The organism is Candidatus Igneacidithiobacillus taiwanensis (genome assembly GCF_031962545.1).
GTDB classification, from domain to species: Bacteria; Pseudomonadota; Gammaproteobacteria; order Acidithiobacillales; family Acidithiobacillaceae; genus Igneacidithiobacillus; species Igneacidithiobacillus taiwanensis.
The window spans coordinates 46,543-53,699 of sequence record NZ_JAVRKK010000005.1 but is presented as its reverse complement, the minus strand read 5'-3'; the positions used below and the strand labels follow the sequence as shown (position 1 = coordinate 53,699).

Annotated in this window: 10 protein-coding genes and 1 rRNA gene; 5 read left to right on the top strand and 6 right to left on the bottom strand. The window is 59.0% G+C overall.

Annotation, left to right across the window (positions count from 1 at the left end; genetic code table 11):
- The 5 genes from rrf to speE all read left to right on the top strand — a co-directional run.
- Positions 1-96: ribosomal RNA gene (rrf, locus tag RTI30_RS01760) — 5S ribosomal RNA — on the top strand; the annotation flags it as partial.
- 79 nt (positions 97-175) lie between these two features.
- Positions 176-982: a ferritin-like domain-containing protein gene (locus RTI30_RS01755; RefSeq protein ID WP_312261700.1), complete on the top strand. Its 807-nt coding sequence runs from the start codon at positions 176-178 to the stop codon at positions 980-982.
- On the top strand, positions 975-1,973 hold the full coding sequence (gene tsaD / locus RTI30_RS01750) for a tRNA (adenosine(37)-N6)-threonylcarbamoyltransferase complex transferase subunit TsaD (protein ID WP_312261698.1): 999 nt from the start codon (positions 975-977) through the stop codon (positions 1,971-1,973). The genes RTI30_RS01755 and tsaD overlap by 8 nt, the downstream gene beginning before the upstream one ends.
- On the top strand, positions 1,970-2,509 hold the full coding sequence (locus RTI30_RS01745; protein WP_312261696.1) for a tetratricopeptide repeat protein: 540 nt from the start codon (positions 1,970-1,972) through the stop codon (positions 2,507-2,509). The genes tsaD and RTI30_RS01745 overlap by 4 nt, the downstream gene beginning before the upstream one ends.
- 64 nt (positions 2,510-2,573) lie before the next feature.
- Positions 2,574-3,416: a polyamine aminopropyltransferase gene (speE, locus tag RTI30_RS01740; RefSeq protein WP_312261694.1), complete on the top strand. Its 843-nt coding sequence runs from the start codon at positions 2,574-2,576 to the stop codon at positions 3,414-3,416.
- A gap of 36 nt (positions 3,417-3,452) precedes the next feature.
- Here the strand turns inward: speE and RTI30_RS01735 are convergent, their stop codons facing one another.
- The 6 genes from RTI30_RS01735 to RTI30_RS01710 all read right to left on the bottom strand — a co-directional run bounded on the left by RTI30_RS01735 (position 3,453) and on the right by RTI30_RS01710 (position 7,149).
- Positions 3,453-3,662, bottom strand: a complete 210-nt coding sequence (locus tag RTI30_RS01735; protein WP_312261692.1) for a hypothetical protein — start codon at positions 3,660-3,662, stop codon at positions 3,453-3,455.
- Positions 3,659-3,868 (bottom strand): hypothetical protein, encoded by a 210-nt coding sequence (locus tag RTI30_RS01730; protein WP_312261690.1) that lies wholly within the window; start codon positions 3,866-3,868, stop codon positions 3,659-3,661. The genes RTI30_RS01735 and RTI30_RS01730 overlap by 4 nt, the downstream gene beginning before the upstream one ends.
- A 622-nt stretch (positions 3,869-4,490) precedes the next feature.
- On the bottom strand, positions 4,491-4,871 hold the full coding sequence (locus RTI30_RS01725; RefSeq protein WP_312261688.1) for a type II toxin-antitoxin system VapC family toxin: 381 nt from the start codon (positions 4,869-4,871) through the stop codon (positions 4,491-4,493).
- A complete protein-coding gene (locus RTI30_RS01720; RefSeq protein ID WP_312261686.1) occupies positions 4,868-5,131 on the bottom strand; it encodes an AbrB/MazE/SpoVT family DNA-binding domain-containing protein in 264 nt (87 codons plus the stop codon). The genes RTI30_RS01725 and RTI30_RS01720 overlap by 4 nt, the downstream gene beginning before the upstream one ends.
- A gap of 150 nt (positions 5,132-5,281) precedes the next feature.
- On the bottom strand, positions 5,282-5,878 hold the full coding sequence (locus tag RTI30_RS01715) for a histidine phosphatase family protein (RefSeq protein ID WP_312261685.1): 597 nt from the start codon (positions 5,876-5,878) through the stop codon (positions 5,282-5,284).
- Complete coding sequence (locus tag RTI30_RS01710) at positions 5,875-7,149, bottom strand: class I SAM-dependent methyltransferase (protein ID WP_312261683.1); 1,275 nt, start codon at positions 7,147-7,149, stop codon at positions 5,875-5,877. The genes RTI30_RS01715 and RTI30_RS01710 overlap by 4 nt, the downstream gene beginning before the upstream one ends.
- Positions 7,150-7,157: the final 8 nt, after the last annotated feature.

The window sequence follows — 7,157 nt, the reverse complement described above, 5'->3', positions numbered from 1 at the left end:
GGAACCACCCCTTCCCATCCCGAACAGGACCGTGAAACGCTGCAGCGCCTATGATAGTGGGGGGACTCCCCCCGCGAAAGTCGGTCACCGCCAGACTCCTACACCAAAATCCCCGCTTCCTTGGAAGCGGGGATTTTTTCTTGGTCTGCGCCCAAAAGACGCCCATAATGCGCGTATGCAAGCAGAGCAAGAGCAGATACGCGCAGCCCTCCTGGAAAGCGACCTCGAGGCCAAGCTGATGGCGGTGGGGGCTTTGCCTGTAGTGGTTGCCGCGCAAAACTGGGTTGCCCTGCCCACGCCCGATCTCCCTGGTCGGCCCGCGCATCTTCGCCTGGTAGCACCCCGGGATGTGCCGCGACGCCGCAACCTCGGCTCGCCGGCCGGTCGCTTTGCCCTTTTACATGCCTTGGCGCACATTGAATTCAACGCCATCAATCTCGCTCTCGATGCCGCCTGCGCCTTCCCTGGATTGCCCGACGCCTATTACGCCGATTGGCTGCAAGTAGCCAAAGAGGAGGCAGCGCATTTTGCGGCGTTGCGCGCGTTGTTGCGAGAGATGGGCGGTGATTATGGTGACCTACCGGCGCACGACGGTCTCTGGGAAATGGCGCTCGAAACAGCGGATGATCCGGTAAAGCGAATGGCACTCGTGCCGCGGGTGCTCGAGGCGCGTGGACTCGACGCTACACCGGGTATTCGTGCGCGTTTGCAGGCCCTTGGCGATCGTCAGGCCGACGCGGTCCTTGCGGTCATCGAGCGCGAGGAGGTGGGGCATGTGGCCGTCGGTTCCTACTGGTTTCGCTGGCTCTGCAACGAGCGTGGTCTAGACCCGGAGCAGCATTTTTTTGCGCTGCTCGATCGCCACTATCGCGGTCGCCCGGGTGGCGATTTTGCCGTTGCCGCCCGCTTGGCCGCGGGTTTTTCGGAGTGGGAACTGCAGACCTTGCGCGCGCGGGCGGCGGGAGAGGTGGCAAGTGGCTGATCTGGTGCTTGGCGTAGAGAGTTCTTGTGACGAGACCGGCCTCGCCTTTTACGAAAGGGGAGTCGGTCTGCGTGCCGAGGTGCTTTTTAGTCAAACGGAAATCCATGCGCCCTTTGGCGGGGTGGTTCCGGAACTGGCGGCACGCGATCATGTGCGACGCTTGCCTTTACTGTGGCGCGAACTGCAAACGCGTAGTGGCTTGGCGCGGGCGGATGCGGTGGCGGTTACTACCGGGCCGGGCTTGATTGGCGCTTTACTGGTCGGGGCGAGCTTTGCCCGCGCCCTGGCCTTTGCTTGGGGTGTGCCCCTAATTTCGGTGCATCACCTCGAGGGGCATCTGTTAGCGCCCTTGCTGGAGGGCGAGCTGCCTTTGCCTGCCGTCGCGCTACTGGTATCTGGTGGGCATAGCCAGCTGATTGCCATGCGTGCCTTGGGTGATTACCAATTGCTGGGCGACACCCTGGATGACGCTGCGGGTGAGGCCTTTGATAAGGCAGCAAAGATTTTGGGGCTACCCTATCCGGGTGGCCCGGCGCTTGCGGCCTTGGCAGACCAGGGCGATCCTCGGCGGTATCCCCTGCCGCGACCAATGCTGGATCGGCCGGGCCTGGATTTTAGCTTTAGTGGTCTGAAGACGGCCTTCCGATTACAGGCAGAGAAGTTGTTACCAGAGGATATGCAAAGCCGGGCGGATTTGGCCGCGAGTTTTCAGCTGGCATTGGTCGAGACTCTGGTGGAAAAGTGTCGGCGCGCCCTCGAACAGACAGGTTTCAAGCATCTCATCGTTGCCGGCGGGGTGAGCGCCAACCGTCTCTTGCGCGAGAGGTTACGGGAAAAATTGCATGGGGCGGTAGTCCATTTTCCGAGTATCCGCCACAGCACCGATAATGCCGCCATGATTGCCCTCGCCGGAGCCGTGCATTTGGCCGCCGCCGGCGACGCCTTGTCGCCCTGCCGGGTGCGTCCCCGTTGGTCTTTGGAGGAGTTATGAAGACATCACAGGAACCGCCGTTTTCTCTGGATGAACAGATTCAGGAGGCAGCCGAGCGCAATGCAGACTTTGCCGAGGGCTTGGATTGGCAGCAGACTGGGCATTTTGCCGAGGCTGTTCAGTTTTTTCGCAAGGCTCTCGAGCAAGAGCCGGAGCTGCCCCTGTTCTGGACTTTCTATGCTTGGGCCTTGGCGGCTTCCGGCGACGTGCACGGGGCGATCTCGGCCTCGCGCAAAGCCATCGCTCTCGATCCGGAATGGGGGGTGGCCTGGAATGATCTGGGGGAATATTTGATGGAGAGTGGGCGTGTCGAGGAGGCGCTCTTTCCCATTCGCCGAGCACTGCGCAGTCGCCACTTTGATCGCGCCCACTTGGCCTACATGAATCTGGCGCGTTATTACCTGCATCTTGGACAACTGCGTCGAGCTCGTCAGGCCGCCGAAGAGGCCCATAGACTGGTACCCATTTTTCATCCGGCCAAGGAATTGGCCGAGTGGATTCGTGAGCGCCAGGAGGCCTGGGGTATCGACGACTGAGGCGCTGGAGCGCAGTTGCTTTCCTTGGCTATACTGGCGCCGTCCCCCAGCACTGAGGATCCCGATGAGCACCGAACTGTGGTACACCGAACGCTACGAAGAACACGGCGCGGCCTTGAGTCTCAAGGTGCGGGAAGTCCTGCACCGGGAGCAGAGTCCGTATCAGACCATCGAGATTTTTGAAACCGAGCATTTCGGTACGCTGATGACCCTCGATGGTTTGGTCATGCTTACCGATCGTGACAACTTTCTCTACCACGAGATGATGACGCATCCGGCGCTGTTTACCCATCCCGACCCGAAGCGGGTGCTGATCATCGGTGGCGGCGATTGCGGTACCCTGCGCGAGGTGCTGCGGCATCCTACCGTGGAGCTGGCAGAGCAGGTGGAACTCGATGAGCGGGTTACGCGGGTGGCCGAGCGCTTCTTCCCGCTCCTGTGCGAGCGCAACGACGACGCGCGGGCGCGCTTTCATTTTCAGGATGGTATCGCCTGGGTGGAGCACGCCAAGGCGGGTAGCTATGATCTGATCATCGTCGATTCCACCGATCCGGTGGGTCCTGCGGCAGGTCTTTTTGCCGAGGAATTCTACGCCGCCTGTTGGCGGGCTTTGGGCGAGCAGGGGGTCTTGGTGGCGCAGTCGGAGTCGCCGCTTTTACACGCGAACCTCATCCGCCAATGCCAGCGTCGGATGCGTGGTGCCGGCTTTGACTCCGTAGACACCATCTACTTCCCGCAATTTGCCTATCCTTCGGGCTGGTGGAGTGCCACTTTGGCGCGTAAGGGCATCGCTCGCGACGCTTTCCGACGCGAGGACGCCGAGCAGATGTCGGGGCTGCAGTACTACCATGCCGAAATGCAGGCCGCTGCCATGGTGGCACCTGCTTTCCTTCTGCCTACCAGTTGAGGCCGAGAGCTGGCGCTGACGCTCTGGGAGGCAGGTTCAGGCCTCGCGCAGATCCTCAGCGCCGCTGTACTCGTAACGGAGGACGCCTTCTGGCACATCCGTTGCCTCCGGGAGCAGTTTGCGAAGTTCCGCGCCGGCAGTACCGACGATTTTGGCGTTCTTCTCCAGTTCGACTGCAATTTCTCGTGCCTCTTTCAAACTGAGCTCGAGAATGGCGCCGCTATCCGTTTCTGACACGATTTTCATGATGCCTTACCTCCGTCGAAAATTCCTTTGGGTTGCTGAAAGTGATCGTCAATCCGATAATTCTGCTCGGCCAATAAATAGGCCATATCGAGTGGGGCTGACGAAAACTGCTCGGCATTTTTGATGATCGGCTCAACAATCTTGTCGAGATCCTTTTTATCAAACTCGATGCGAATATTCTCGCTAGGAGAATCGATAAGCTTCATGGCTTTTTCCTCCATTCTGACTAATACTGTAGAAGTATAGTACAAGAACCCATCGATTGCCGGTGCGGGAAAAAAAACTGCAAGACAGCCTTGATTGCGTCCCGCTGGTGTGAGCGTAGGGCTTTTCCGGGCATGCGAACGAGCTTCTCGGGCTCAACCCAAGAGATCTGCTCCCAATCGATAGGTGTAAGCTACAGTTGCCGTAGGTAGAGCACCCCAAAATCAGGCATATTGCCTCCTCGGCTTGCTTGCCCAGGGCGTCCTGGGTGGCAACCAGCAGACGGTACCCGCAGTGCCGCTCCTCGCCATTGAGGAGAAAGATACGTTGACTGCCGTTGGTGAAACTACCGATGGTATCCTTATCGATGCGGGTGTTTGGACTGCAAATGGCACTGCATAGCTCAGTACTCTGCCATTATGGCCTTGGCGACGAGGTCGAATCCCAGGATGCCCGCTTTCCAATGCTCGGGACGGTCTGGCCAATCTGGGTCGCGCCACACCGCCTCCATCTGCTCCAGCCATTAACGAAAGGTACTTGGCATATTTAAATCCCGATGGTTCGGAGTTGAATCTGATATGGCAGCACCACCACGCGAAAGATGGGCTGCATCTCCCCCGTCTCCTAGCGGATGACCTGCATCACAATATGTAGACTAAGGTCCGCCCAGACGCGATCGGCCGTCCACACGGGTAGTTCTTTATCGATGGCCAGTGCTAGGCAGGCCCTATCTGCCAGCGACAGACCGTGGTCTCGCGTTTGGGGCCAAAGCTTGGCCGCGATCTCTGCCTGTCGTGGGGTGAAATCCGCAAACTGCACGCCAAGGGCGATGAATTCCTGCTGCATTCCGTCGACATCAACACCCTTTTGCAGCGCTTTCTGTACTACTTCCGACCAGTTGACCGTCGAGATACTGGCACCATCCAACACCGAGGATATCCTATCGCCTCCGGGTTCGTCGTGCAGAAACGCCAGCACCGCTGAAGCATCCAGGACGACACTCACGAGCCACCGCTTTCGCGCTGGGCTTCGGCTCGCCGTTCGGCGAGGAGTTCGTCCACGATGCGAATGCCCTTTGGGACACTCCGGAAGCGTTCACGTAGCCGTCGTTCCACGGTATCGCGCCGTTCCAACACAAGGCTTTCCCCAACTAGCCGAGCTACCAAGCGATCGCCGGGCTGTAGCCTCAATGCCTTGCGCAGCGCTGCCGGGATTACCACCCGACCCTGCGCGCCGATCTGTACCTGATTTTCACTGAATGCCATGATAGCACCTCAAAAACCACATCGTGAAAAGTATGGCACACCAAGCACGGATGTGCCATTTATGCGAAATGCAAGACTACCGGTTGACAGGCGCCAGGAGAAGATTGCATCTGGCGCTGCAACGCGACTGGAGATCGTTTGGATGCGAGGTTAGCGAATCGTGCAGGGGCAGTGATTCCACAGGGTAATGGCGGGGGTGCTGTGCTCCCAGCCCAAGCGCGAGATGCTGGCGGCATCGAGGTGCAGGTGATCACCAAATTCGAGACCGAGGCCGAGCCAACAGCAGGCTAGAGCACGCAGGATGTGTCCGTGGGCAAAGCAGAGGATGTGTTGATGGCCGGCGTCCTCCCAATCCTGCAACAATTGTTGGCAGCGCTGCTGAATATCCGCCCCGCTCTCGCCTTCGGGCGCACCACAGCGGAAAATCGTCCACTGCGGGTTTTCTTGATGGATTTCGGGGGTGGTCTTGCCCTCGTAGCGCCCATAGCGCCACTCGTGCAGGCCGGAGTGGGTTTGCGGATCGAAGCCGGCGAGGATGGCCGTATTCCGCGCCCGTCGCAGGGGGCTGGTATAAATGCCGTCGAAGTGATGCTCGCGATCGACAAAGTAGTGCCAGAGGGCCTTGGCCTGGGCACGTCCGGTCTCGGTAAGATCGATGTCGGTAACCGAGGTATGCTGGCCGCTTGCCGCCCAGGCGGTCATGCCATGGCGCACTAGGGTGATGGAGCCGATCTGCCGCTGGCTCATAGATCCCCCCAGTCCGGTTCGGCGAGGCGAAAGGGATCGTTATCGAGATACTGGTAGCGGCGCTCCCAGGGGCGGGGCGTGAGCTCTTCCCGGCTTTGTTTGACCGCCAAAACTTGGTGCAGGGCCGACCAATTGCGCCAAAAGCCGTAGGCGCAACCCGCCATATAAATGGCCCAGATACGAAAAGTTTTTTCGCCAACGAGGGCGATGGCTTCTTGCCGATGGGCCTCCAAACGCCGCACCCAGTGGATGAGGGTCTGGGCATAATGGGGACGGAGATTTTCGACGTCCAGCACCTCGAGATTGGCGCTACCCATATCGCGGACCACACGCCAGAGGTGCGGAATCTCGCCATCTGGGAAGACATAGCGGTCGATGAAATCGCTACCGGAGTGGTGTTTGCTTTCGTCGTCCGGGGTGGCGGCGGTAATGCCATGGTTCATGACCCAGCCACCCTCCTTGAGCACTCGTTGAATGACGTCGAAGTAGTCTGGAAGCTTGGCCCGCCCAACATGCTCGAACATCCCTACCGAACTGACCTTGTCGAAATGCTCGCGTTCAGGGATGTCGCGATAGTCTTGCAGGCGGATCTCGACGCGATCGGCAAGGCCTTCCCGCTCCATACGATCTTTAGCAAAGGCATATTGCTCTTCGCTGAGGGTGACGCCAACACCGCGAATTCCGTAGTGACGGGCCGCCCAGCTCAGCAGCCCACCCCAACCACAGCCGATATCGAGGAGGAGTTCGCCGGGCTGCAGGCGCAGCTTGCGGCAAATATGATCGAGTTTTTGCTCCTGGGCCGTGTCGATATCTTCTTCGCCGGTGCGGAAGTAGCCGCAGGAGTAGACCATATTCCGATCCAACCAAAGGCGATAGAAGTCGTTGGAAACATCATAGTGATAATGGATGGCTTCTTTGTCTTTGGCTTTGCTATGTAGCGCCTTACGGATGAGCCCACCCTTGGAGGATTTTTTGCGGGGGAAGGCATTGCTGAGTCCTTCGGCAACGGCAAGGATATCCTGGTAGCGACCCTCGAGGTCGAGTTCACCCTCCACATAGGCTTCGCCCAACACGTCCAGGGTACTGCCGGTGAGCAGACCGGTAATGATCCTTGCGGATTTGAGGTGCATGGTCACCAAGATATGTTCGGCGAAATCGTAGGAATGCCCATCCCAAAACACGACACGTAGAGGCAGGGCGTGGCCGTTGAGGCCTTTTTTGACGTGATCGAGAAAATTATTACGTAAGTCCCCTCGCTTCTCCTTGGGCAAGTCTGCAA

Coding starts and splice junctions, on each gene's coding strand:
- RTI30_RS01755 (WP_312261700.1), top strand. CDS start 176: ATGCAAGCAGAGCAAGAGCAGATACGCGCAGCCCTCCTGGAAAGCGAC.
- RTI30_RS01745 (WP_312261696.1), top strand. CDS start 1,970: ATGAAGACATCACAGGAACCGCCGTTTTCTCTGGATGAACAGATTCAG.
- speE (WP_312261694.1), top strand. CDS start 2,574: ATGAGCACCGAACTGTGGTACACCGAACGCTACGAAGAACACGGCGCG.
- RTI30_RS01735 (WP_312261692.1), bottom strand. CDS start 3,662: ATGAAAATCGTGTCAGAAACGGATAGCGGCGCCATTCTCGAGCTCAGT.
- RTI30_RS01730 (WP_312261690.1), bottom strand. CDS start 3,868: ATGAAGCTTATCGATTCTCCTAGCGAGAATATTCGCATCGAGTTTGAT.
- RTI30_RS01720 (WP_312261686.1), bottom strand. CDS start 5,131: ATGGCATTCAGTGAAAATCAGGTACAGATCGGCGCGCAGGGTCGGGTG.
- RTI30_RS01715 (WP_312261685.1), bottom strand. CDS start 5,878: ATGAGCCAGCGGCAGATCGGCTCCATCACCCTAGTGCGCCATGGCATG.